The following is a 24,798-nucleotide window of genomic DNA, read 5'->3' as shown; positions in this document are numbered from 1 at the left end:
TCCGTATCGACGGCGAATGATGGTGACGACGTGCGGTTTGCTGCTCAGGGAGTGGGCAGATGCTTGCGTCGAGGATCTTGGCGGCCCGGTTGCCGATCACGCTGGGGTGGGACCCGGGTCACGACGGCGGGCTCGTCGCGCGACTTCTCCGCCCGGTCCAGCGCCTTGCGCAGTGGAGTGGGAGCACGGTTGACATGGGGGATCGAGAAAGAACGCCGAGCGTCGGATCCACAGCGAGCACATGGGTGCGACGACGGGGCGGAGCCCATCGCCCTGGCCACTTCGAAGATTCCGCAACCCGCACAGCGGTATTCGTAGAGCGCCATGGCTCTCCCTTCGGATCCCCGGTTAGTGCTGAAGTGGAATATTTCCACATTGGAACAGTATCCACGCATGAGTGCCGCGTCAAGGGTGCATGCAAAGCTGGTGCCGACCGCTCTAGAGCTGGGTGACGACGTCGTATACCGTTCCGTCGGCGCGCGCGAGGTAGACCCGCTGCATCAAATGGTGATCGCGCAGGTGCACCGAACCTCTCGGACCGTGATAGCCGACCGGCGACTCGGCTGTATGAGACATGCTCCGCACGTCGAGGGAACGCGCCTGCCGGACGAGGGTGGCCAGTAGTCGCAGCGCTTCGTAGCAGGATTCGCCCATGCTGTTGAGTACCGGCGCGTCCGGGCCGAAGCGGCGTACGTAGCGCCCCAGGAGGTCCAGCGCGTCCTCGGTGGCCAGCGCACCGAAATAGCCGGCGGCCGAGTACAGCTGGCGGCCGGCCTCGGGACCGCTGGCCAGAAGCATGTTCTCGTCCATCAGTGGGCTGAGGCGGACCAATCGTTCATCGAGGTCGGTTTCGGCGAAGGCACGATTGAAGTGGACGGCGTCCTGGCCCACGAGGAGCATCAGCACACCTTGGGCGCTGCCGCTGCGCAGTCTGCTGATCACCCGATCGAAGTTGTGCTGCCCGAGGGGCACGAATATCTCATCGGTGAGCTGAAGGCCGAAGTCGCCGACGAACCGCCTGACCGCGCTGGCCGAGCCGCGGGGCCAGAGGTAGTCGTCCCCGACGACGGCCCACCGGCGGACCCCCATCTCGCGGGCCAGCCAGGCCATAGCCGGGGCGATCTGCTGATCTGGTGTCTCGCCGGCCATGAAGACGCCGGGCGCATGTTCGCCGCCCTCGTACAAACTGCTGTACACATACGGCACTTCGCCGTGTAGGTGCGCCGCCAGCGCACGCCGCACGTGCGACAGGTGCCAGCCGGTGATGGCGTCGACCTGGCCGTCCCTGACCAGTTCCACGACCCGGCCGGCCACCACCTCGGGGTTGCCGGCGCCGTCGATGGGCACCAGGCGGACTTCGCGGCCGAGGAGACCGCCTTCGGCATTGATCTCCTCGCCGGCCAGCACCGAACAGGCGATACATGACAACCCAAAGATCCCGGCCGGGCCGTGCATGGGAATCACGAGGCCGACGTTGACCGCCGTTGAGCGTGAACGAGGGTGCTCCGACGGCCGGATCCGTAGAATGGGTGCGCGATAGACTGAATGATCAGTCGGCACGTCACCCGGTTCCGGGCGCCAGGAGACGTCGTCGTGATGCTGCAGACTCGAGGACATTGCGCTCATGAGGATCACCGAAACCCAGCGAGTGCTCCAGATTGTAGGAGACCTGGATCGCCTCGTGGTAGGGGTTCGGGACCCCGCGTTGAAGCGAGTGGGCCTGAGCCGGGAGCCGTGGCAGGTGCTGCGCCTGCTGGCGGACGGCAACGGCCACGCCATGGGGGAGATCTCCGAAGTACTCGGACTGGCCGGCGCCACCGCCACTCGAGTGGTGGATTCTCTGGTGCAGAAGATGCTTGTCTACCGCCGCAACGACCCATTCGACCGGCGACGTGTGCTCATCCATGTGGCCGAGCCCGGTCTAGAGCTGCTCAAGCAGGTCGACGAGGCGATGCTCGAGAAAACGGAATCCATGCTTGCTGCTTTTGAGCCCAAAGAACGTGCCGCTCTGGTTCAGCTTCTCGAGCGGCTGACGTCCACCAGCAGCACCGCGCAGCGGCAGTAGCCCGCTTCGCCCGCATGAGCGCGTGTTGCCGTCTCGCGGCGCCGTCGTCCGCTCCTGATCAGAGGCGCTCGACGATCAGCGCGTTGGCCATGCCGCCGCCCTCGCACATGGTCTGCAGGCCGTAGCGGCCGCCGGTGGCCTCGAGGTGGTTCACCAGCGTGCACAGGAGCTTGGTGCCCGAGGCGCCCAGTGGATGGCCCAGTGCGATGGCGCCGCCGCGCGGGTTGAGCCGCTCGGGATCGGCGTCGAACTCCTGCTGCCAGATCAGCGGGATGGGTGCGAATGCCTCGTTGACTTCGTATGCGTCGATGTCGGGGAGCCGCATGCCAGTGCGGGCGAGGATCTTCTTGGTGGCCGGAATGATGCCGGTGAGCATCAGCAGGGGATCGCTGCCCGTGACGGCGAACGCATGGAACCGTGCGCGCGGGCGCAGCCCGAGTTCGGTGGCGCGTTCCTCACTCATGATCAGCGCGGCGGACGCGCCGTCCGACAGTGGCGAGGAGTTGCCCGGGGTGATGGACCAGGAGATCTCCGGGAACCGCTCGCTCAGCGCTGGATCGGCGAACGACGGTTTGAGCCCGGCCAGGCCCTCAGGTGTGGTGGCCGGCCGGACGGTCTCGTCCACCGTGTGTGAGCCGACCGGGATGATCTCTGCCCCGAACCCCCCGGAGCCTGCCGAAGCGGCGGCCCGCTGGTGGGATCGCGCGGCGTAGGCGTCGAGTTCTTCGCGGCTGAGCTTCCACCGCGCGGTGATCAGTTCGGCGCTGATGCCCTGCGGGACGAGACCGTCGGGATACCGCGCGGCGAGGGGGGCGAATGGATCTTCACCCTGGGTGTTGCTGAACATGGGCACCCGGCTCATGGACTCCACACCGCAGGCGATAACCACGTCGTAAGCACCGGCCAGCACGCCCTGGGCCGCGAAGTGGGCCGCTTGCTGGCTCGAGCCGCACTGTCGGTCGATGGTGGTGGCCGGAACCGATTCGGGCAAGCCGGCCGTGAGTGCCGCGGTGCGGGCGATGTTGGCGGCTTGTTCCCCGCTTTGGCTGACGCACCCGGCGATGACGTCGTCGACAGTGGTGGGATCGAGGTCGTTACGCTCGACCAGCGCCCGGACCACGTCGGCCAGCAGGTCAGCCGGGTGGACTCCGGAGAGTGCGCCGCCGGGCTTGCCCTTGCCCGACGGGGTCCGGACGACGTCCACGATGACGGCGTTTCGCATGGTTCCAACTCCCTGAGGTGACGTGCCCAGAACCACGGTCCGGAGATCACGACGATAAGAGTAGCCTGTACGCTTATCCTAGCGTTGTGAGGTCGCCGGGACCAGGGTCCGGCAGGCGGCTTCCCGGCGCAAGATACTGGTGCTCCGAGGCGAATTCGCCGCCGGTCGCCAGAGGGAGGTTGTGCATGACAGGTCCGCTGGCCGGCCTCCGGGTGGTGGAGCTGGCGGGGCTGGGGCCGGCGCCACACGCGGCGATGGTCCTGGCCGACCTCGGCGCGGAGGTCGTGCGGATCGAGCGTCGTTCGGCCGGTGACGTGGCCTCCGCCATGGGAGACGTCGCGCAGGCGATGACTGGTGCGACGGCCGGCCGCGACCAGATGCAGCGCGGAAAACTGCTCATCGGGGCGGATCTGAAAGACCCGGCTGGTCTGCGCGGCGTGCTGGCGCTGGTGTCACACGCCGACGTTCTGCTCGAAGGCTTCCGGCCGGGGGTGGCCGACCGGCTGGGCTTGGGCCCAGCCGACTGCCTGGAGCGCAATCCGCGGCTGATCTACGGCCGGATGACCGGCTGGGGCCAGGACGGGCCGTTCGCTCAGCGGGCTGGGCACGACATCAACTATCTGGCGCTGACCGGCGCTTTGCATGCCATGGGTCGTCCCGGTGAGCGCCCGGCGCCGCCACTCAACCTGGCGGGGGACTTCGGCGGCGGCTCGATGCTGCTGCTGACCGGTGTGCTGGCCGCACTGTGGGAGCGGACCCGATCTGGACACGGCCAGGTGGTCGACGCCGCCATGACCGACGGCGTCGGCCTGCTGCTTCAGCTGACCTGGAGCATGCGCGGGCTCGGCATGTGGACCGACGAGCGCGGAAGCAACCTGTTCGACGGCGGTGCACCGTTCTACGACACCTACGAGTGCGCCGACGGCCGCTACGTAGCCGTCGGCGCGTTGGAGCAACAGTTCTACGCCCAGCTGCTGGACGGACTCGGGCTGGACGCCGCCGAGCTACCGGATCGAGGTCAGCGGGAGAATTGGCCGGCCTTGCGTGAACGGTTCGCCGCGGTGTTCGCCTCGCGCACCAGGGACGAGTGGGCGGACACCTTCAACGGAACCGACGCGTGCGTCACACCGGTGCTGCGGTTCGACGAGGTCGCCGCCCATCCGCACAACGCGGCTCGAGCCGGTGTGATCGAGCGGGACGGTGTGACGCAGGCCGCTCCGGCGCCGCGATTCTCCCGCACTCCGGCGGATCTGCCGGCGCCCGACCCGTGGGGGAGCGGGCGGCCGGAGCCGGGTGACGTGGATTCCGTCCTCACCCGCTGGCGCTCCCATGATCATTGACGCCTGACCCCACGATCATGGGGACAAAGGCCAATGATCATGGGGAGGTTCGCGGGCCGACGATCTCCCGGCTGATGATCTCCTTCATGATCTCGGTGGTGCCCCCGTAGATGGTCTGGACTCGAGCGTCGACGAAGGCACGGGCGATCGGGTACTCCATCATGTATCCGTAGCCGCCGTGGAGCTGGAAACAGCGGGCAGCCACCCGGTTCTGCATCTCCGATGCCCACCACTTGGCTTTGGCCGCGTCCACCGGGCCGAGGGTGCCGGCGTTGAGCGCCAGGATCGCCTTGTCGATGTAGGCCCGGGTGACCTCGATCTCGGTCTGGAGCTCGGCGAGGGTGAACCCGACCGTCTGGAACTCCACCAGCCGCTGGCCGAAAGCCTTGCGCTCCCGCACAAACGCGGTAGTCCAGCGCAGCATCGCCTCGGACGCCGCCTGGGCGCCGACCGCGATGAGCATCCGTTCCTTCGGCAGGCGCTCCATCAGGTAGGCGAAGGCACGCCCTTCCGCACCGAGCACGTTCTCGGCCGGCACCCGGACGTCGTCGAAGAAGATCTCCGCGGTGTCCTGGGCGTGCAGGCCCATCTTGTCCAGCTGGCGGCCCCGGGTGAACCCCGAACGGTCGCCTTCGACGACAAAAAGCGTGAGTGAGCGCTCCGACGTCCGGGCGACGACGATCACCAGATCCGACTGGATGCCGTTGGTGATGAACGTCTTCGAGCCGTTGATCACCCACTCGTCGCCTGACCGGGTGGCGGTGGTGCGGATCGCCCGGAGGTCGCTGCCGGCGTCGGGCTCGGTCATGGCGATCGCGGAGATGGTCTCGCCGCTCGCGAACCCCGGAAGCCAGCGTTGCTTCTGCTCGGGCGTGCAGAGGTCCAGCAGGTACGGCAGGACGATGTCCTCATTGAGCGCAAGCCCGATGTTCAGCGACGAAGCCCCGACGTCGGCGAGCTCTTCGGCGATCACCGCCCGGAACCGGTAGTCGGGTTGCCCTGCTCCGCCGTACTCCTCCGGGACCGCCAGCCCCAGGAGTCCCTGCTGACCGGCCGCTTGCCACGCCTTCCGGTCGATCCGGCGTTCCTGCTCCCAGCGCGTGAGATGAGGGGTCACCGCCCGGGCGATGTACTCGCGCACGATCTGGCGGAAGGCGCGGTGATCGTCGTCGTACAGGTCCGTGTCCAGCAGGTGACGTGCCATGTGGCACCGTTCCTCTCATGCGCTCAGCGTGGCGCCATCCGGATGGCGCCATCGAGGCGGATGGTCTCGCCGTTCAGCATGGGGTTGGCGACGATGTGAGCGACGAGCGCCGCGTACTCGTCCGGGCGACCGAGCCTACTCGGGTGTGGTACCTGGGTGCCGAGCGAACGCTGAGCTTCCTCCGGGAGCGCCTCCAGCATCGGGGTCTTGAACAGACCCGGCGCGATGGTGGTCACCCGGATCAGGTGCTGGGCGAGATCGCGGGCGATGGGGAGGGTCATGCTCGCGACGCCGCCTTTCGACGCGGAATAGGCGGCCTGGCCGATCTGGCCGTCGAACGCCGCGACCGAGGCGGTGTTGATGATCACGCCGCGTTCCTCGCCGACCGGCTCATGCGCCATGATGCGCTCTGCCGCGAGTCGGATGACGTTGAACGTGCCCATCAGGTTGACCTCGACGGTGCGGCGGAACGCCTCGTACGGGAACGGCCCCTTCTTGCCGACGACCCGGAAGACGTCGGTGCCGATTCCAGCACAGTTGACGACGATGCGCAGCGTGCCGAGGTCCGCGGCGGCATCCAGGGCAGCGGTGACATGCTCTTCATTGGTGACGTCGGTGGGGGCGAACGTGGCACCCGCACCGAGATCGTCGGCGACGGCGGCGCCCTGCGACGACGGGAGGTCAGCGATGACGACCTTGGCGCCGCCAGCGGCCAGTCGTTGAGCGGTGGCGCGTCCGAGCCCGGACGCGCCACCGGTCACGAGGGCGACGGTGTCAGTGGTGATTTCCATACGAGACTCCTACCTTCACTGTGACGGTTCGATATTGGATGCGAAAGGGTGGCGTCGGCGGGGTGATCAGGGGATCTTCGGGTGGGTACTCAACGGTTCTCGGTGGTGTCCAATCCGGTCAAGATGATGGACAAACCTGCCCGGAATTCTTCGTCGGTGCGCTGGTCTCGGTCCGGCGTCGCGTTCTGCGCCAGCAACGGATACTCGTCGCAGGAGAGTTCGCGCCCCGCGGCTTCGCCCCAGCCGGGCAGCGGGCCCAGGTGCTCGGTCTGGATGACGCCGATGACGTAGCTGGTCAGCATCCGGAAGGCGACGCAACGGCGGTGCCCGCTGAGCCCGGCGTCGGCGAGGGCCGCGAGGAGCGCCTCTGCCCACGGCGCCACGTTCTTAGCGGTGGAACGATGGATGAGGAGCAAAGGCACCACCGCCGGGTGTGACGACGCCGTCGCCCGGAACCGCTCGAGCAGTTCGGTGATGCGTTGCCGCCATGGTTCTCCGGGCTGGACATCGTGGCTGAGCGAGCCGAAGACATGGTCGACCAGAAGAGCTTCGAGCTGATGGCGGTCGTCGAAATAGCGGTAGAGAGACATGGTGCCCATGTTCAGCTCACCGGCGACCGCGCGGATGGACAAGGCGGACAGCCCGCCGCGATCGACTACCGCCAGGGCGGCCGCGGCGATGTCGGCAGAGGTCAGCGATCTCGGCCGGGGCATACGGCGTAACCGTACAGCATACGCGTACGTGGACTAGGTGTGAGCGGCTCCGGCATTGTGGAATCTCTCCTCGCCCAGCAGACTCGAATCGGAGAGGCTTCGCCATCGGCCTGCCTCGCTGATGCCCGCCACACCATGGAGAGATTCCACAATGCCGGAGCCCCTAGCTGGCTAGCACGCGCAGCGCGCCCGGCAATACGCGGGCGGTGACCGGCAGCGTGCTCAGCAGTTCGCCGTCGCCGCCGTACGGAAGCTCACGGTCGGCCTCGACCCGGACCTCACGGCCGCGTAGCACTTCCACCTCCGGGCGCTTGAGGTGTGCCCCGGAGTACAGCTCCTTCATGGCGATGGAGACGAAGCCCCACCTGGAGACGTCGCGCAGGATGACGATGTCGAGCAGGCCGTCGTCGACCCGCGCGTCCGGCGCGGCGTGCCGGCCGTCTCCGTAGAAACCCGAGTTGGCGAGCACCACGGTGTAGCCGCGGGCGTTGTGCTCGGTGCCGTCGACGGTCACGTGGTACGTTGCCATTCGCCAGGTCAGCAGCGCGCGTCCAGCAGAGTAGTGATAACCGGCCGCGCCGAGCGGGCGAACCCGGTTGAAATGGCGGTTGGCGATCGCGTCGATTCCGGTGTAGATACTGCCGACGACGATCGTCCCCGCGGTTTCGATCACGTCGACCAGTTGTGGCTCGGACTCGCGGAGCAGTAGCTTGGCGATGGCATCGGGATCCGTCGGCAGGCCCAGCTGCCGGGCGAAGTCGTTTCCACGGCCCGCGGGGAGAATGCCGAGCACCCCACCGGTCCGTACCACTGTGCCGGCCAGCCGGCCCACAGTGCCGTCGCCACCCACGGCCAGGACCACGTCACCGCGGGCGACGGCAGCCGAGGCGATCTCGTCCGAGTGCTGCAGGCTTCGGGTGGTCTCCACCCGCACCGCGGCGCCGGCCTCGCGTAACCGTTGAACGACGTGGCGCACGCGGCCGGCCGCTGTGCGTCTTCTGTTCCCGGCGGCGGGATTCACAACGGCGGTGAACGTACGCACGTTCTCACTTTCGGCTGGGCAACGCGGTGATGATACCCGGAGCCGTCGGCACGGCAGGAAACGCTTGAGGTACCGGGTATCCGGGCCGTGGCTCGGTAGAGTCTGGGCGGTAAAGACACCGGTGTCCGCGCGACACCGGCATCTCGATCGTTGGGCGGGCCCATGAGCGTTGGACCGGATTCTGACCACAAGCCGAAAGGGCGTCTTGGACGGCTGGCCGGAGCTGTCACCGGGCGGGTCGTGGAAACCGTCGGCCCGGATGCCGTGATCGACCACGTGGACGTCAACCGGTTGCTGGACCGGGTGGATGTCGACCACCTTCTGGACCGGGTGGGCGTCGACGAACTGCTCGATCGTGTTGACATCGACCGGTTGCTCGACCGGGTGGACATCAACCACCTCCTCGACCGGGTGGACGTCAATACGTTGCTCGATCGGGTAGACGTCGACCGGCTGATGGATCGTGTCGATGTCAACCGGTTGCTCGCCCGGGTCGACTTCGACGCGGCTCTGGAGAACGTCGACCTCGAAGCGGCCGTGCGTCGTGCGGGCGTGCCGGAGATCGTGGCCGAGAGCACCGGGCGGGTCGCCGGATCGGCGCTGGATCTCGCCCGGCGCCAAATTGTCGGCCTCGACGTGGTACTCGACCGGATCGTGAACCGCCTCTTTGGCCGTGACTCCGCTCAGCAGCCGCTCGGCCCGGCCAAACTGATCGAGGAGCGTGCCACATGAGCGTCGTCGTTCCCCGGCTCCGTGTCACCGGACACTACGCGGGTGTCGTCAGCCGGGCGGCGGGTGCCCTCCTGGACGTCGGCATCGTGCTCGGCTCGTTCACCGCCGGGCTCGCCGGCTTCGATCTGCTCACCAGAACCCTGATCGGTGGAGCACTGGCGGATGACCGGACCGGGCCCGGGTGGACCGTCGCGCTGGCGGTCTGGGCATTCCTGTACGTGTACTTGAGCCTGGCTATCGCTGGGCGCACGCCGGGCAAAGGGATCGTCGGCCTGCGGGTGGTCAAAGCCGACGGGGCGACATTGTCAGCTGGGCGAGCTCTCCTGCGCACTCTGGTGTTTCCGCTGAGCGGGCTGGTGGCCGGACTCGGGTTCGCGCTGGCGCTGGTCCAGCGGGAGCACAGGGCGTTGCACGATCTGATCGCGGGCACGGCGGTGGTGTACGACTGGGGCGGACGAGTCGCCGAACTCCCCGGCCCGCTGTCGGAGTTCCTTGCGCGCCGGGCCGGCGCCGAGTACGCGGCGCGGCCATCTTCATCCGCGGACTAGTACCCCGAGGGCCCAACGACGCGGACCGCTCCCGGCCGGCGACGTGGAGGGCCAAAGCGACCGGAGCCAGGACGTTCGGCCCTGCTCGGCTTGCCCGCTCTCGCGATCACCTGGCGATCGGCGACCGGGTGGCGGTTCCGTGGCTGGGCTGGGCGTGCGGGCGCTGCCAGCACTGCCTCACTGGCTGGGAGACGTTGTGCCTGCAGCAGCAGAACACCGGTTACGGGGTCGACGGCGGGTGGGCCGGATCCATGCTCGCCTGGGCGGACTTCGCCGCCCGGGTCCCGGAAGGTATCACCGCGGCTGAAGCGGCACCACTGACCTGCGCCGGTGTGACCACGTACAAGGCGCTCAAGGTTGCCGATGTCGGCCCTACCGACGTGGTGGCCATCTCCGGCGTCGGTGGACTGGGGCATCTCGCGGTGCAGTACGCCAAGATCGCCGGCGCCACCGTCGCCGCCATCGATATCACCGACGAGAAGCTCGAACTGGCACGTGAGCTCGGGGCGGACATCGTCATCGATGCGCGCACCGAAGATCCGGCCAAGGTGCTGCGGGAGCATGGCGGCGCCGACGCGGCGATCGGGCTGGCCGTGGACAACGCATCCTACGCCGCGGCATACGCGAGCTTGCGCCGGGGCGGACGCCTGGTGCTCGTCGCTCTTCCGGCGCAGGGCAAACATCGACATACCGGTGTTCGAGACCGTTCTGAACGGCACGTCGGTGATCGGATCGATTGTCGGCACTCGCGCTGATCTGGCGGAGGTCTTCGCCCTGCACGCGGCCGGACGTACGCGGGTGATCTACGAGACCCGCCCGCTCAGCACCGTGAACGATGCGATCCAGGACGTGCTGCGAGGCACGGTCAAGGCCCGGATCGTCTTCACGCCCTGATACCCGCGTGGGTGCGGCAGATCGGAGAGGCATGTTCCAGATCCGGATAAGCGCTGGGCTGTTGGGACCTTCGGTCCTCTGACACAGGCCGCTCGCCCCTACAGCCAGCAGCATCAATGGTTCATCCTGAAAGTGGACACCCGCCGACGAGGAGATGGGGCACAACAGCAGAGAGGCGCAAACGAGGTGGCTCCGGGGGCCACGAATCACACCATCGATGCGATGGAAGCGCCTGCTGGAACAGCTCCCACCAACACCGGCCGACGGGTGTCCATCGCTGATGGTGCAGGCCGCTTTCGGGTACAGAGAGCGACGTCGGGTGCGTATCCCGCAGCCGTGTGTCAGCCGGCCGATCGAGAGGACAGGCGATGGAGGTCGTACCATTCCGCACCCCCGGACTCGGAGACCAGACATTCCTGCTGGTTCATGAAGGCAGCGGAGTGCTCGTCGATCCGCAGCGAGACATCGAACGCTTCCTCGACGTTGTCGGCGAACGTGACGTCGAACTTCGACTTGTCCTGGAGACACATCTGCACAACGACTACGCCTCGGGCGCGGAGCAGGCAGCCCTGCGCACCGGTGCGGAGCTGGTGCTGCCGGCCGCTGCCGCCGCCGCGTACCCCCATACGCCGGCGTTTCACATGGAGGACATCAAGGCTGCCGGCTTGACTGTCCGCCCCATCCACACCCCTGGGCACACGCCTGAGCACACGAGCTATCTCGTGTTGCTGGATGGCGAAGCGGTGGCGTTGTTCTCCGGTGGAAGCCTGCTCGTGGGTTCGGCTGGGCGCGCGGACCTGCTGGGAGTGAAACGCGCGAGGACCCTGAGCAGACTGCAGTATGGATCGCTGCGGCGGCTCGTCGCACTCCCGCACGATGTCGAGCTTTATCCCACCCATGGCGGTGGTTCGTTCTGCACGACGGCTGAAGCCGGCGAGAGTACGTCCACCGTGGGCGCCGAGGTCGCTACCAATCCGATGCTCGAGATCGGTGACGCTGAGCGTTTCGCGGATGAGATGCTCGGCGCGCCGCTACCCATTCCGGCTTTCTACAAGCATCTGGGTCCGGCGAACACCCTCGGTATCCCGCCGATGCCGCCGGTAGTCGTCCCCGACATCACGTGGTCTGATCTGGGTCGGCAGCCGGAGGACGTGGAACTGGTGGACATCCGGCCGCGAGAGGCAATCGCTACCGGGTTCGTCCTCGGCTCCACCGGCATCGAATACGCGGACGACTTCGGCAGCTGGACTGGCTGGCTGCTGCCGTACAACGCTCCCATCATCTTGATCGCCGAGCCGGCGCAGGACGTTCGCGGTGCCGTCACACAGCTGGCACAGATCGGCATCGACAGCGTGCGAGGCGTGCTCCGTGATCTAACCGGCCATGCTGCTGCCCGATTCGAACTGGTCAAGCTGCCGGAGTTCCGGCGACGGCTTGCCGACCCGGCAGCGCAAGTGCTCGACGTGCGAATGCCCAGCGAGTGGGCAGCGGAAAGACTCGGCAATACCGTCGAGCGATTCCTGCCCGATCTCGTCACCGAAGGCATCCCGGAGGAGCTCGATCCGAAACGCGAGGTACTGACGGTCTGCGCCAGCGGGCGGCGGTCCACCATTGCCGCGACGATACTGAAGCGGGCCGGGTATCAGCCCGTGGTGCTCGACGGTGCTGGAGTGGCGGATCTGCTGCCATGAGAACTTTCAGCCCCAGGGTTGTCGGTGCCCACGTGTGGCGCGTTCAGGTGGTGAGGCAGCCATGACATCCAGACGCCGACAGGTCGAGTTCCGGCCATTCCCGGCACGTCGGCGTCTCCTGACCGCGGCGATGCGGGTGGGCCGCACCATGGTGCCGATACACGGCCTGGTGGAGGCCGACGTGACCACGGCGCGGCGTATGCTGCGTGAGCAGCGGCCGCGGCTGTCATTCTCGGCTTACGTCGTGGCCTGTGTGGCCCGCGCGGCGGCTATGCACCCGGAGGTACACGCCTACCGGGACTGGCGAGGGCGGCTGGTGCTGCCTCACCACGTCGACGTCGCGGTGCTGATCGAGGAGGCGCTCGAGGACGGACCGGTTCCGGTGGCCCATCTGGTTCGTGACGCGGATGTGCGGGAGGTGACGGACATCAGTTCCGAGATCCGCGACGTGCAGGCCGGTCGATCATCCAGCAGCGCCGGAGCGATGTTCGAACGCGCCATGATCGTGGCGCGTATCCCGGGTGCCGTGCCGCTCTTCATGCGTGTCATGCGCAGGTCGGTCCGCATGCACGAGCGCAGCGGATCGGTTGCGGTGAGCCCGATCGGCATGTTTGCCGGGGGAGGTGGTCACGGAATTGGGGCGCCGACCATGCTGACCTTGAACGTGATGGTTGGCGGGTTGAGTGAGCGGCCCCGGGTCGTGGACGGGAAAATCGAGGTCAGAACGGTGGTGGACCTGACCATCACCGTCGATCACAACGTAGTGGACGGCGCCCCGGCGGCGCGGTTCGCTGCCTCCTTTCGGAGCCTCCTCGAGTCCACAGACCTGCTGGCAGGGGTGCGCGGCAGCTGATCCGTGGGCTTCTCTCTCGCCGCGGCTATGTGTCGGGTGGCGGCTGTAGGTGGTGGCGAGGCTTGGTGTTTCTCCGTGGTGCCCGTCGCGGGTCGACCCACGGGGGAGGCAGGAACTCGGGATGGCCGTGGGCGCCGAGGCGGACGTCCCACCCGCCATGGTGGATGACGCGGTGGTGGTATCCGCAGAGCAAGACCAGGTTGTCGAGATCGGTGGGCCCGCCGTCGACCCAGTGCTTGAGATGATGCGCCTGGCACCATTCTGGAGGTCTTGTACACCCGGGGAACACACATCCGCGGTCGCGGGCGACGAGTGCGGTCCAGATGCCTGGGGTGACGCCGCGTTCGGCACGCCCGACACGTAGCGGGATGCCATGCTGATCGACCAAGACGGCGGTGACGGCGGCATCGCACGCCAGTCTGCGCGCAGCCTCTGTGGAGACCGGTCCGCCCCAGCTGAGTTCGGCTGGGGCGACCCCGAAACGGCGTGCCCAGGTGTCCTGCAGCCAGCGTCGCGGCTTGTGACCGCACGTGCTGTTCACATCGACGATGTGTAGGCCCGCGCGATCTCCGCGGCCGAGGTTGGCTTTGACGCCAGCAGAGGAGGCGTTGTTGTTGATGTCGCCGGCGCCGTTGAGGTTGGCGTCGTCGGCGGTGGCGCCGTGTGTAGTGGCGTTGTCTCCGGTGTCGTCGGTGTGGGCGTTGCCTGTGCTGGAGTTGTCTGGGGTGCCGCAGCCGGTGTGAACGCAGCTGTGGCCATCGCCTTCTTCCGCGGCAGCCTGCTGGCGCAGCAGAGTGGTGAGGTTGGCCAGCAGGAGGAGCTGAGTGGGATGGCCGTGCCGAGTGGGCAGGTCGCCGCCGGCGAGAAAGCGGCGGCAGAGCTCGACCAGCGCGTCGGCATGACGTTGCTCGGCCGTTCGAGGGTCGCGTTCTCCGTCAGCAGCTGGCTGGGGTGCGGCGAGCGGATCGAGTGCGGTGCGCACCGTCGCCGCGTCTTCGTTCGACAGCAATCCGCTGATGCGGACGGTGCCGTCACCGAGATCGACCAGCCGGAGCTGCCGCTTACGCCGAGCGCGTTCTTCACGCTCTTCCAGGCTCTCCCCGGCCAGAAGGTGCAGAAGATGGGTGGCCAGGCGTTGCAGAGTGGCCGGATCATGTTCTCTCGCGAACGCGGCGAGGTCTTCCTCCGCCCGGGTGGCGTCCTCGGCGGCGACATCCGGCGGCAGCTGGGCCATCGTCCTAGAGATCACCGTCGCGTGATCGGTCGACACCTCGCCCGCGATGAGCGCCGCATATGTGGCCGGCATCGACCGGGTGGCGTTGGCGCCTGCCGCGGGGTTGGCTGCGAAGTCTTCCGCCGGCACCGGTGGGCTGAGCCGATGGGCGAGATCCACAGACGACTTCGCCGTACCGGGGCGCACGTTGAGCGCGTCTCGTACCCACGCCGTGGTGGACGAGGCGCCAAGACGACGGCCCAGGTCTCGGGTATCTGCCTCGGCCAGCAGCCGCAAGAAGAATTCGGCCTGTTTCGTCGCCAGCCCATGAGCCCGCGCGAGCGTGTCGGCAAGCTCATCATCCCCCAGAGAGTCGGCCGGAACCTCCAGCCCTGTTCGAACACGGCGTCGGCGGCGTCGAGCACATCCGTTACCGGATGGGCTCCGCGCCCGCTAATAGCACCGTTATCGAACATATACTCGATTCTATCGGGTGTGACCGACAACCTTCTTCCGGCGGATGAGATGGACGCGAGCGGACGTCGTTCAGTCGAACTCGTGGTGTTCTGCTGACTTGACTCTGGTCCGGTCAGGACCAATTCCTCTACCCAATGGTGGCGAGCCTGCAGATGGTGAAGAGCAAGGCGGATGCGTTCATCCTGAATGATTGGGGGCGCGGGCAATGATTGATGTTGTCGTGGTTGCGGGCGCGACCGTGGCGATCGCGGTCCTAGCCTGGTTCTTCTTCGGGCCGCGGACGTCGTCCGTGGCTGCGGCGCGCGCAGGGTTTCAAGAGGTCAGGGTCACGGTCCGAGGTGGGTATTCGCCTGATGTGATTCGCGTTCGGCAGGGCGTGCCCTTGCGATTGGTGTTCGACCGGCGGGAGAGTGGCGAGTGCACCTCGCGAGTGTTGTTCCCCGATTTTGGTGTCAATGCTGCCGTACCGGCGTTCGCGACGAGCACTGTGGAAATCGTGCCGGACGTGGCAGGCGAGTTCGGCTTCTCGTGTGGCATGAACATGGTGCGCGGGAAGCTGATCGTCGAGGCGGATGGCCAGGACACCGAACACGGGGTGGCGCTCGTGGCCGGGGAACAGCCGGATTCTGAATCCGCGGGTGTGCGTGTCAGTGAGCCGGAAGCGGCGATTCTCGACGTGAATGACCAAGATGCTGAGGCGGCCGATCGGCGAGCGGAGATCAAGGATCTGTCGTGGAGGGTGCTGGCCGGTGCGCTACTGACGGCGCCCGTCGCGTTCGCGGTGATGGCGCACGAGGTGTTCGGAGCGATGTGGGTGCCCGGAATTCTCCTCGACCGCTGGACTCAGTTCGCGTTGATCACGCCAGTGATGTTCTATACGGGATGGCCGATCCATCGAGCTGGATGGCTGAGCCTGCGCCATCGTACGGCAGAGATGAACACGCTGATCACATTGGGCACCACCGCGGCGTATGGCTACAGCCTGGTGGTCACTGTTGCCTCCGGCTGGCTCCCGGCAGATGTACGCGACGTCTATTACGAGGCGGTCGGGGTCATCATCACCCTGATCCTGCTGGGCCGGCTTCTGGAAACGAGGGCCAAAGCAGGAACGGGTGAGGCGATCCGCAAGCTGATCGGGTTGCAGGCGCCCACGGCCAGGCTGATCCGAGACGGCGCCGAGGTGGACGTGCCGGTCGGAGACGTCGTCGCCGGCGACGTCGTCGTGGTGCGGCCCGGCGAGAAGATTCCGGTCGACGGCGTGATCATCGACGGCCGTTCCACGCTGGACGAATCCATGGTGACCGGTGAGTCCATTCCGGTCGAGAAAAGACCGGGCGATGAGGTGGTCGGTGCGACGGTCAACCAGACCGGAGCGTTCACGTTCGAAGCAACCAAGGTCGGGGCCGAGACGATGCTGGCTCAGATCATCCGCCTGGTGCAGCGTGCGCAGGCGTCCCGGGCGCCGATCCAGCGCCTGGTAGACCTGGTGTCCAGCTATTTCGTGCCGGCGGTGGTGTTCGTCGCCATTGCCACCTTTGCAGCGTGGTTCGTCCTCGGTCCGCAGCCGGCGATGACGCTAGCCCTGGTTGCAGCGGTGGCCGTGCTGATCATCGCCTGCCCGTGCGCGCTGGGATTGGCGACGCCATTGTCGATCATGGTAGGTACGGGCAAAGGGGCTCAAGCGGGCATTCTGATTCGCGACGCGGAGTCGCTGGAGACTGCGCACAAGCTCGACACGGTGGTACTCGACAAGACCGGCACTATCACCAGCGGGCGCCCTGCCCTCACCGACGTCGTGCCCCATGCCGAGTGGTCCGGCGACGATGTGCTCAAGCTCGTGGCCTCCGCTGAGCGGTCGTCTGAACACCCTCTGGGCGAAGCCATCGTGCGTGGGGCACAGGAGCGTGGGCTGGTGCTCGTCGATGCTGCTGACTTCGACTCGATGACGGGAAAAGGGATCAGCGCCCGGGTTGACGGCCATGACGTGCTGGTGGGCCGTCTTCGATTGCTGGCCGAGTTCGGCGTGGATATAACGGCGCTGGAGAGCACGGCTGACCGGCTCGCCAGCGCTGGCCGGACGCCCATCGTGGCGGCGATCGATGGCATGCCCGCCGGTGTCGTGGCCGTGGCGGACACGGTCAGGGAGGATTCCCGGGACGCGGTCGTGGCGTTGCAGCACCTGGATATTGACGTCGTGATGATCACGGGAGACAACCGGCGCACAGCTGAGGCCATCGCGCGCGACGTAGGTATCACCCGCGTGCTTGCGGAAGTGCTGCCCGAGCACAAGGCCGCCGAGATCGCGCGGCTGCAGGGCGAGGGGCGCCGGGTCGGCATGGTCGGCGACGGTATCAACGACGCTCCCGCGCTCGCTCAGGCCGATGTCGGGTTCGCGATCGGCACCGGCACCGACGTCGCGATCGAGGCTTCCGACGTGACGCTGATCTCCGGATCGCTCGGTGGCGTGGTGACCGCCGTTCGGCTCTCGCGGGCCACCATGCGCAATATCCGGCAGAACCTGGTGCTCGCTTTTATGTACAACACGCTGGGTATCCCCATAGCGGCAGGCGTGCTTTACCCGTTTGTGGGCATCCGGCTCAGTCCCATCATCGCCGCCGCGGCGATGGCGTTGTCATCCTTGTCGGTGGTCAGCAATGCCAACCGGCTGCGCCGTTTCACCTCGCCCGCGCTTCCGGCGGCAGGCACGGCCGCCCCGGAGTTGCAGATTGCTGTCGAGACGCACATGGAGCCGGAGGCGGTGACCGACCCGGTCTGCGGCATGCGGATCGATCCCGCGTCGGCGGAGATATCCGCCGAGCATGGCGGTACCACGTACTGGTTCTGCTCTGCCGGCTGCCTGGATGCCTTCGTCTCCCAAGGCGGAAGACCTGCCTCGCACCACTAGTGCACCGGTGATCGCCGGTCTGGTCCCCAAGGGCCGTCTGGGATCTTGGCTGAGGCCGACAGGGGACCTTAGCCCGGTCGGGCAGTGACGTTCGATCCTATTTACCCCTAGGGGGTAGGGGTAATCTCGGCGTATCGAACTGGCAACGCCTTCAACTGGAGGTCGCCATGATGCAGCACCGCACTGCCAGCGCCGGAAAGATCCGGCCCGGGGCTCGCTGGGATGGTGGCAAGCGTGCCGGGGCTCTGTTGGAGGTCCGGGACGTGACGAAGACCTATCGCCGGGGCGTGTGGCCGCGACGCCGTTCTCGCCACGTACTGCGTGGCGCTGACCTTGAGCTTTACCCGGGTGAGGTGGTTGGCCTGGTGGGAGAGAACGGCTCGGGGAAGAGCACGCTCATGAAGATCATCGTCGGCGGTCTCCGGCGCGACAGCGGAGCGATCCGGCTTGCCGGTCAGGTGGGTTACTGCCCCCAGGAGCCGATCCTCTACACCCGGTTGACCTGCGACGAACACTTCGCCTTGTTCGGACGCGGGTACGGGATGACACCGGCCGAGATAACCGGCGCTAGCAACGAAATCTATGACGCGTTGGGCTTCGGGCAATGGGCGGAGTCTCGCGTCGACGAGTTGTCCGGCGGGACCCGCGCCAAGGTCAACCTCGCTCTGGCGCTTCTTCCGGATAGACAGGTGCTGTTGCTCGATGAACCCTACGCCGGCTTTGACTGGGACACCTACCAGCGGTTCTGGGAGCTGTCCGCATTGCGGCGGGCCGCCGGCCGTGCCCTGCTAATCGTCAGCCATTTCATCACCGACGAGGACCGTTTCGACCGGATTTACGATTTGCGCGACGGTAAGGCGGTGCCACGATGACTACCCTGCTCGCTCTGCGTGGATTGCAGGAGTACACCCGCAGGCCGCTCAACCTGGTCCTGCTTGTCGTGGTACCTCTCGTCTTCGTCAGCCTGACCGCCGGTGCGCTTGCCGATTTCTCTGCCGCGCTGGGGGGCAGCGCCGACGGCGGAGGGATCGAGGCGGCCAGTGCTGGTTGGGCGGCGGCGATCTTGGCTGGAATCGCGGGTTTCTTCCACGTATCCGGGTCTCGCGAACCTGACCGGCGGCTGGCCGCCAGCGGGGCGGGAACGTTGCGGGTGGTGCTGGCGCGTTCTGCGTCGGCCCTGATCCTGGCCGCAATCGCGGCCATGGGTGCGCTGGTGGCGCTGGCCGCACGCACCGGTCTGGGCGACGCCCCCCGCGCTATCGGTGCGACGGTACTCTTCGCGTTCATCTTTCTCGCTGTCGGCATGGCGACCGGTGCAATGGTTCGATCGGAGATGAACGGCTCGCTGCTGATCGTCTTCTTCTGGATCTTTAACGTGTTCCTCAGCCCGGCCATGGGCGTCGACGCACTGGGCCTGCGAGTGCTACCACTGCACTTTCCGAGCCAAGTGGTGACCGATGTAGCATCCGGCCACGCGGGTGCGCTGGGTGACTTGGGCATCTCGCTTGCCTGGGCAGTCGGTGGAATCGCGGTCGCGGTGGCGGCGCTTGTGGCGACCACCCGGCCGGCCCGTACAGGTGTTGAGCGCCGCCCCGGCGCGCCGGCGCGACTGGGTGCGGGGCTGCGTTACGGCTTCCGCGAGTACCGCCGCAACGTGGTGCTGTGGGTGCTACTGATCGGCCTGCCGGTGTATTTCATCACTGTCAGCATGGCCGTCACCCCCGATGATCCCACGCCGATCGAGTTGATGGACGGTGGACTGCGCATCACCCAGGTGTTGCCGATGTCGGAGATTCATGGCGCAATCATGGTGCCGATTACGGTGGCGTTTCTCTCGGGTCTTGCGGGGCTGTTCGTCGTCACGGGGTCTGCCCAGGGCGACCGGCGACTGGTTCTGGCCGGGTACCGGGCGCGCGAGGTTCTCGCCGCCCGGCTCGGCATCGTCACCTTGGCCGCGCTGCTCACGACGGCGGTCACACTCGCCGTTACGGCGTTCGGATTCTCGCCGCGGGACTGGGGAGCGTTCGTCCTCGGCAACGTGCTGGTGGCGCTGACCTACGGGATGATCGGCGTGTTGATCGGGCCGCTTGTCGGCCGGCTCGGAGGTCTTTACGTGATGATCATGATCCCGTTCATCGACGGAGGCCTGGCGCAGAATCCGATGTTCGATGCCGCCCCTCCGGGATGGGCTATCGGGATGCCCGCGCACGGCGCGATCCGCGTCCTACTTGACGGCGCGTTCACCACCACGTTCGACCAGGTTGGCGGACTTCTGCTGGCGGGCGCCTGGCTGATCGCGGTCGCCGCCGGGGCCACGGTCGTCTTCGGTCGCCTGGCGGTACCGGCGCGTGCCTGAGGAAATCCGTTCCCGTGAGACTCAACGAACCAGTGGCGTCGCGCGCCGCACGCAGTCTGCGACGCGCGCCGTCATGGGTCTGTGATTCATCGGTCCCAGTTCCGGTGGTGCGTTTCCTCCATGTGCCGGTCAAACATGCGATCCATCTGTTGCTCCATCTGCTGGTGCAGGTCGTCGCAGTCTTCTCGTGCTCCGTTCGGCATGTCGCCGTGCATCTCCCGCATCTCTTGCGAATCATGCATGCGGTCCATCGGGCCCTGGCCCGGTGTGCCGTCAGGGTGAGCCTGTGCAAGGGCGGCGCCTCCGATGAGCAGTGCGGCTGCGGCCGTCGCGAGGACGGTGGTTCTTGTTCGCATCGCTACCTCCCGGCCGGATCGAGTCCCGGATCGTCCGGGTGCTGTTGACAGACGAGTACGCTCGTCTGTCCCATAAGACCAGTCTGCTCTCGTTCGAGTGTCGAACTGAAGTGTCCAGGGGCCCACAGGGTCGGGACCATTGGCATCTTTGTGCAGCACACGGGAGGTGCAATCAGCCCGGCGATCGGGTATTTCGCCTCTCGGATCTAGGTCGGTGGCGAGGCACAATGAGGATGTAGACCGCTCGTTGGAGAGCAGGCATCGACATGAAGCGCAGCCAGCGGACACTAGCCGCGACGACGGCGGCCACTGCGGCGCTCGCGGCGTTCGCATTGCTCATCGGCCTGGCCCTGCGCACCGATGACCCTAATTCGCCGGGTGATCCGCAGGTAGCGGTGCCGGGATCGGTTGCCCCTCTCACCGGTCTGCCTGTCGACAACCCCGCAGTTCTCGAGCGTCCCGCTGTCGCGATCAAGGTGTCCGACGTTCGCCAGGCCCACCCGCAGGTCGGCGTAGCCCACGCGGACATTGTCTTCGCGCAGCCGATTGGCGAGGCGTACACCCGGCTGGCGGTGGTCTTCCATTCCGATCTGCCCGAGAGCGTGGGACCTGTGCGATCGGTCCGCCCGGCGGATGCCGCCTTGCTCGGTCCGCTGTCCCCGGTCTTCGCCAACACGATGGGCGCCGGATGGGTTGTCGAGTACACCGACAGCGTGGCGGACTGGGACAACCTCGGTACCTCGCGGATGAGCGGAACCGGGGCGTATGTCCTCGATCCCGCCCGCCCGAGGCCGGACCACGTGTTCGCCCGGCCCGCCATACTGCTCGATGCATCCGATCGCGCCGAACCGCCCGCGCCGTATTTCGCCTACGCGGGTGGAGCCGAGCCTACGTCAGCTGAACAGGCCGCCGGCCCAGGGACTTCGATCGAGGTTCAGTACGGAAGCGCATGGGTGGTGGGGTGGACATACGACGCGGCCAGCGGGCGCTATTCGCGGACACAGCCGTGGGGGCCGCACGTGATGGCAGGCGGTACGCAGATCAGCGCTACCAACGTGGTGGTCATTCAGGTCGAGTCCGTCGTCGACAAACTGGTCGATGGCCACGGTGCGGCGGTGCCGGTGCTGCAACTCGTCGGCGGCTCTGGCCCGTTCACTGCCTTTACCGGAGGCTTCTCGGTGACGGGTACATGGACGAAGGACGGAGCCAACGATCCATTCGAGTTCCGGACCGACAGCGCGACCGAGCTAGCGCTGTCGCCCGGCAATACGTGGGTCGAGTTGCCCGCGTTGTCAGTGACGGTCACGGCCCGGTGATCGCGGGGACTGTCCCCGGGCCGCCGCCGCAGCGATGGAGCCCACCGTTCAGCGGCGCGACGAGCCCGTGCGGGCACGCGGCCGTCCGGTGTCCCGGCTGCGGTAGACGATGTAGGGCCGGAACAGGTATCCGATGGGTGCGCTGAAGGCGTGGACGAGCCGGGTGAACGGAAAGCTGACAATGAGCAGCAACCCGACCAGCGTGTGGATCTGGAACGACGGGGGAGCCGCGGCCATCGCGTCGACGTCGGGACTGAGGGTGAACAGCGACCGGAACCACACGGAGACGGTCTCGCGATAGTTGTGTTCCTCGACGACGATGCCCGCGCCGATCAGGGTCGTCGCCAGGCCGGTGACGATGGCGGCGACCAAGACGACGTACATGGCTTTGTCGTTCTTTGTGGTTGCCATGAAAACCGGCCCGATCGTGCGGCGCCGATAGATCAAGATGGCGATTCCGGCCAGGGTGCTGAAGCCCGCGATGGCGCCGAGAACCAAGGCCTGGATGTGGTACGTATCGTGGCTGATGCCCATGGCGTCGGTCCACCGTTGCGGTATCACCAGGCCGATGACGTGCCCGATGATCACCACCAGGATGCCGAAGTGGAACAGTGGGCTGCCGATCCGCAACAGGCGGCTTTCGTACAGTTGCGATGAGCGGGTGGTCCAGCCGAATTTGTCGTATCGGTACCGCCAGATCGTGCCGCCGATCAGCACAGCCAGGGTGACGTAGGGAAGTATCGTCCACATCAGCGTGTTCATCGCTCGACCATCCGATATGGTTCCAGGCCGACCATCTCGGTCGGCGGTCCGGTCGCGGCGATCCTTCGGGCGGCTGCGAACGCGTCGTCGGCAGGGCCTGGAAGCGTGGCGCACACCGTGTCGAGGACGCCGGCGTAGGGGGACTCGGCTTTGTGAAGTGCTTGCCGGAGCAGCTCAAGGCCCGGCCGGTGCTCGGTCAGCAACCGCTCTCCACCGGCGGGATCGATGGTGGCCGTGAATTCGAGGACAACGGCCAGGTGGTCCGGCAGTTCGTTGCTGGGCGGTAGCACCCCGGCCTCGCGAAAGGCCGCCTTGAACTCGACGAGTGCGTGGCCGCGATTGCGGGTGTCGCCGTGCACCCACCAGCTCAGGTAGAGGCAACACTTCTTCCGCAGGTCGAATGTGGTGACGTAGCTCTGTTGCTGGTCACCCAGCGGTGTGGCGCGGACGTAGTCGAGGGTGGTGGTGAGCGGCCCCTTCAGCCGGGCCGGAAGAGCCGCGACGGCCTTGTGCAGGAGGTCGAGCCGGGCCGACAGACTTTCGTCAGGGTAGGCGAGCAGCAACGACGCGATCTGCCGTGCCGCAGCGGAGTGCTGACGTGCGGATCGCTCAGCCATCGCGGGGCTCCTCGTTTTCCGGGAACAAGCCCTCTGGGCGGCCCTGGCCGTCCCAGTTGAGCAGGTTGAGCCGTTGGTCTTTGTTCTCCGGCCCGGCCGGTGTGTCCGTGGTCTGCCGGACCCGCAACGCGTGAAAAGTCTCGACCGATACGGGCGTGGGCTGCCCGGACGCCTCGCCGAACGGTCCGGACCCGGTGACGTACATGCCCGGCCCGCCGTCGTAGTCCAGTGAACAGCTCATTTCCTCGAGCTGGCGGCCGGTCTCCTGGTGGGCGGCGGGGATCACGTAACGGTCTTCGTACTTGGCGATCGCCAGCAGCCGGTACATCGCGTGCAGAGATTCCTCGGTCATGCCGACGCCGGCCGGGATCTCTGGGCGGGTGTCCCTGCCGAGATTGACATCGCGCATGTAGGAGCGCATCGCGGCCAGTTTGCGCAGCACGGCGTCGACGGGTGCGGGGTCGCCGGCGGTGAACAGTTCGGCGAGGTACTCGATCGGGATACGGAGCGCCTCGATGGCGCCGAAGAGGTTCCCCGCGTCTTCGGCGTCGTGTCCGGTGTCGCGGATCCGGTCCACCACCGGAGACAGCGGTGGGATGTACCAGACCATGGGCATGGTCCGGTACTCCGGGTGCAGAGGCAGCGCTACCCGGTAGTCCTTGGCGAGCTTGTACACCGGAGAGCGCTGGGCGGCGGAGATCCAGTCTTCGGCGATGCCGTCCCGGCGGGCGGCCTCGACCACCGCGGGATCGTGCGGATCGAGCATGATGTCGAGTTGCGCCTCATACAGGTCTTTCGGGTCCTCGACCGAGGCCGCTTCGAGTACCCCGTCGGCGTCGTACAGGACCAGCCCGAGGTAACGCAGCCGTCCGACGCAGGTCTCCGAGCAGACCGTGGGCAGGCCCACCTCGATCCGCGGGTAACACAGGGTGCATTTCTCGGCCTTGCCGGTGCGGTGGTTGAAGTAGACCTTCTTGTAGGGGCAGCCCGAGACACACATCCGCCAGCCCCGGCACCGGTCCTGGTCGACGAGCACTATGCCGTCCTCGCTGCGTTTGTACATCGCTCCCGACGGGCAGGACGCGACGCAGGACGGGTTGATGCAGTGCTCGCAGATGCGCGGCAGGTAGAACATGAAGGTCTGCTCGAACTCGAGCTTCACCTCGTCGGAGATCTTCTTCAGGATCGGATCGTCGGCGATCAGGTCCGGGCCGCCGGCCAGGTTGTCGTCCCAGTTGGCGGACCATTCGATCTTCATCGGATCGCCGCTGATCAGGCTACGCGGCTGGGCGACCGGCATCTGGTCGCTGAGCGGGGCGTTGATCAGCGTCTCGTAGTCGTAGGTCCAAGGCTCGTAGTAGTCCTGGATCGACGGCATCTTCGGATTGGAGAAGATGGAGAACAGCTTGCGCAGCCGGCCGCCGCCCTTGAGCCGTAGCCGCCCGCGCTTGGTGCGTTCCCAGCCGCCGAGCCAGCGTTCCTGGTCCTGATAGGTGCGGGGGTAACCCTGCCCGGGCCGGGTTTCGACATTGTTGAACCACACATACTCGGTGCCCGGCCGGTTGGTCCACGCCTGCTTGCAGGTGACCGAGCAGGTGTGGCAGCCGATGCATTTGTCGAGGTTCATCACCATCGCTACCTGCGCCATACACCGTCCGACGGGACGGCCGCCCGAGCCTGCGGTACCGGTCGTGCGGTTCG

General features: G+C 66.8%; 22 protein-coding genes and 1 pseudogene. 11 read left to right on the top strand and 12 right to left on the bottom strand.

The window, feature by feature from the left end:
- Positions 1-44: 44 nt before the first annotated feature.
- Together F7O44_RS32025 and F7O44_RS21730 are read right to left on the bottom strand one after the other, a co-directional pair.
- Complete coding sequence (locus tag F7O44_RS32025) at positions 45-326, bottom strand: FmdB family zinc ribbon protein (RefSeq protein ID WP_162452382.1); 282 nt, start codon at positions 324-326, stop codon at positions 45-47.
- A gap of 112 nt (positions 327-438) precedes the next feature.
- Entirely contained in the window at positions 439-1,617 is a 1,179-nt protein-coding gene (locus F7O44_RS21730; protein ID WP_162452561.1) for a substrate-binding domain-containing protein, read from the bottom strand.
- 7 nt (positions 1,618-1,624) lie between these two features.
- On the opposite strand from F7O44_RS21730, the gene F7O44_RS21725 reads away from it, so the two are divergent.
- Positions 1,625-2,065: a MarR family winged helix-turn-helix transcriptional regulator gene (locus tag F7O44_RS21725; RefSeq protein ID WP_162452381.1), complete on the top strand. Its 441-nt coding sequence runs from the start codon at positions 1,625-1,627 to the stop codon at positions 2,063-2,065.
- A gap of 58 nt (positions 2,066-2,123) precedes the next feature.
- On the opposite strand, the gene F7O44_RS21720 is transcribed toward F7O44_RS21725, so the two are convergent.
- Positions 2,124-3,287, bottom strand: coding sequence for a thiolase family protein (locus F7O44_RS21720; RefSeq protein WP_162452380.1), 1,164 nt, complete (start codon positions 3,285-3,287; stop codon positions 2,124-2,126).
- 185 nt (positions 3,288-3,472) lie between these two features.
- On the opposite strand from F7O44_RS21720, the gene F7O44_RS21715 reads away from it, so the two are divergent.
- Positions 3,473-4,627, top strand: coding sequence for a CaiB/BaiF CoA transferase family protein (locus tag F7O44_RS21715; RefSeq protein ID WP_174255968.1), 1,155 nt, complete (start codon positions 3,473-3,475; stop codon positions 4,625-4,627).
- A gap of 37 nt (positions 4,628-4,664) precedes the next feature.
- On the opposite strand, the gene F7O44_RS21710 is transcribed toward F7O44_RS21715, so the two are convergent.
- From F7O44_RS21710 to F7O44_RS21695, 4 genes are all read right to left on the bottom strand, one after another.
- On the bottom strand, positions 4,665-5,816 hold the full coding sequence (locus tag F7O44_RS21710; RefSeq protein ID WP_162452560.1) for an acyl-CoA dehydrogenase family protein: 1,152 nt from the start codon (positions 5,814-5,816) through the stop codon (positions 4,665-4,667).
- A gap of 38 nt (positions 5,817-5,854) precedes the next feature.
- A complete protein-coding gene (locus F7O44_RS21705; protein WP_162452378.1) occupies positions 5,855-6,622 on the bottom strand; it encodes a 3-hydroxyacyl-CoA dehydrogenase in 768 nt (255 codons plus the stop codon).
- Between the two features lie 89 nt (positions 6,623-6,711).
- Complete coding sequence (locus F7O44_RS21700) at positions 6,712-7,335, bottom strand: TetR/AcrR family transcriptional regulator (RefSeq protein WP_162452377.1); 624 nt, start codon at positions 7,333-7,335, stop codon at positions 6,712-6,714.
- A 163-nt stretch (positions 7,336-7,498) separates the two neighbouring features.
- The gene (locus tag F7O44_RS21695) at positions 7,499-8,377 is read right to left on the bottom strand and encodes a diacylglycerol kinase family protein (protein ID WP_162452376.1); all 879 of its coding nucleotides are present in this window, start codon (positions 8,375-8,377) and stop codon (positions 7,499-7,501) included.
- A gap of 162 nt (positions 8,378-8,539) precedes the next feature.
- On the opposite strand from F7O44_RS21695, the gene F7O44_RS21690 reads away from it, so the two are divergent.
- From F7O44_RS21690 to F7O44_RS21670, 5 genes and pseudogenes are all read left to right on the top strand, one after another.
- Positions 8,540-9,109, top strand: a complete 570-nt coding sequence (locus F7O44_RS21690) for a hypothetical protein (protein ID WP_162452375.1) — start codon at positions 8,540-8,542, stop codon at positions 9,107-9,109.
- Entirely contained in the window at positions 9,106-9,657 is a 552-nt protein-coding gene (locus F7O44_RS21685; RefSeq protein ID WP_162452374.1) for an RDD family protein, read from the top strand. The genes F7O44_RS21690 and F7O44_RS21685 overlap by 4 nt, the downstream gene beginning before the upstream one ends.
- Before the next feature lie 107 nt (positions 9,658-9,764).
- A pseudogene (locus F7O44_RS29755) lies at positions 9,765-10,551 on the top strand (zinc-binding dehydrogenase); the annotation flags it as partial.
- A gap of 368 nt (positions 10,552-10,919) precedes the next feature.
- Positions 10,920-12,242: an MBL fold metallo-hydrolase gene (locus tag F7O44_RS21675; RefSeq protein ID WP_162452373.1), complete on the top strand. Its 1,323-nt coding sequence runs from the start codon at positions 10,920-10,922 to the stop codon at positions 12,240-12,242.
- A 61-nt stretch (positions 12,243-12,303) separates the two neighbouring features.
- Positions 12,304-13,095, top strand: a complete 792-nt coding sequence (locus F7O44_RS21670; protein ID WP_162452372.1) for a 2-oxo acid dehydrogenase subunit E2 — start codon at positions 12,304-12,306, stop codon at positions 13,093-13,095.
- Between the two features lie 25 nt (positions 13,096-13,120).
- Here F7O44_RS21670 and F7O44_RS29745 read toward each other — a convergent pair whose 3' ends face one another.
- On the bottom strand, positions 13,121-14,677 hold the full coding sequence (locus F7O44_RS29745; protein WP_281353643.1) for an HNH endonuclease signature motif containing protein: 1,557 nt from the start codon (positions 14,675-14,677) through the stop codon (positions 13,121-13,123).
- A 313-nt stretch (positions 14,678-14,990) separates the two neighbouring features.
- On the opposite strand from F7O44_RS29745, the gene F7O44_RS21660 reads away from it, so the two are divergent.
- The 3 genes from F7O44_RS21660 to F7O44_RS21650 all read left to right on the top strand — a co-directional run bounded on the left by F7O44_RS21660 (position 14,991) and on the right by F7O44_RS21650 (position 20,046).
- A complete protein-coding gene (locus F7O44_RS21660) occupies positions 14,991-17,690 on the top strand; it encodes a heavy metal translocating P-type ATPase (RefSeq protein WP_162452371.1) in 2,700 nt (899 codons plus the stop codon).
- Positions 17,691-17,860: 170 nt separating this feature from the next.
- Complete coding sequence (locus tag F7O44_RS21655) at positions 17,861-18,562, top strand: ATP-binding cassette domain-containing protein (RefSeq protein ID WP_162452370.1); 702 nt, start codon at positions 17,861-17,863, stop codon at positions 18,560-18,562.
- Positions 18,559-20,046, top strand: coding sequence for an ABC transporter permease (locus F7O44_RS21650; RefSeq protein ID WP_162452369.1), 1,488 nt, complete (start codon positions 18,559-18,561; stop codon positions 20,044-20,046). The genes F7O44_RS21655 and F7O44_RS21650 overlap by 4 nt, the downstream gene beginning before the upstream one ends.
- Positions 20,047-20,132: 86 nt before the next feature.
- Here F7O44_RS21650 and F7O44_RS21645 read toward each other — a convergent pair whose 3' ends face one another.
- A complete protein-coding gene (locus F7O44_RS21645) occupies positions 20,133-20,402 on the bottom strand; it encodes a hypothetical protein (protein WP_162452368.1) in 270 nt (89 codons plus the stop codon).
- Between the two features lie 266 nt (positions 20,403-20,668).
- Between F7O44_RS21645 and F7O44_RS21640 the strand changes: the two genes are divergently transcribed.
- Positions 20,669-21,718: a DUF3048 domain-containing protein gene (locus F7O44_RS21640; protein WP_162452367.1), complete on the top strand. Its 1,050-nt coding sequence runs from the start codon at positions 20,669-20,671 to the stop codon at positions 21,716-21,718.
- A 48-nt stretch (positions 21,719-21,766) separates the two neighbouring features.
- Here F7O44_RS21640 and narI read toward each other — a convergent pair whose 3' ends face one another.
- From narI to narH, 3 genes are read right to left on the bottom strand one after another with little or no spacing between them, the layout of a single operon-like run.
- Positions 21,767-22,480, bottom strand: coding sequence for a respiratory nitrate reductase subunit gamma (gene narI, locus F7O44_RS21635; RefSeq protein WP_162452366.1), 714 nt, complete (start codon positions 22,478-22,480; stop codon positions 21,767-21,769).
- On the bottom strand, positions 22,477-23,097 hold the full coding sequence (gene narJ / locus F7O44_RS21630; RefSeq protein ID WP_162452365.1) for a nitrate reductase molybdenum cofactor assembly chaperone: 621 nt from the start codon (positions 23,095-23,097) through the stop codon (positions 22,477-22,479). Before narJ ends, narI begins: the two co-directional genes overlap by 4 nt.
- Positions 23,090-24,745, bottom strand: coding sequence for a nitrate reductase subunit beta (gene narH / locus F7O44_RS21625; protein WP_222851601.1), 1,656 nt, complete (start codon positions 24,743-24,745; stop codon positions 23,090-23,092). Before narH ends, narJ begins: the two co-directional genes overlap by 8 nt.
- Positions 24,746-24,798: the final 53 nt, after the last annotated feature.

The organism is Phytoactinopolyspora mesophila (genome assembly GCF_010122465.1).
Classification (GTDB): domain Bacteria; phylum Actinomycetota; class Actinomycetes; order Jiangellales; family Jiangellaceae; genus Phytoactinopolyspora; species Phytoactinopolyspora mesophila.
This window is presented reverse-complemented; position numbering and strand designations above follow the sequence as displayed.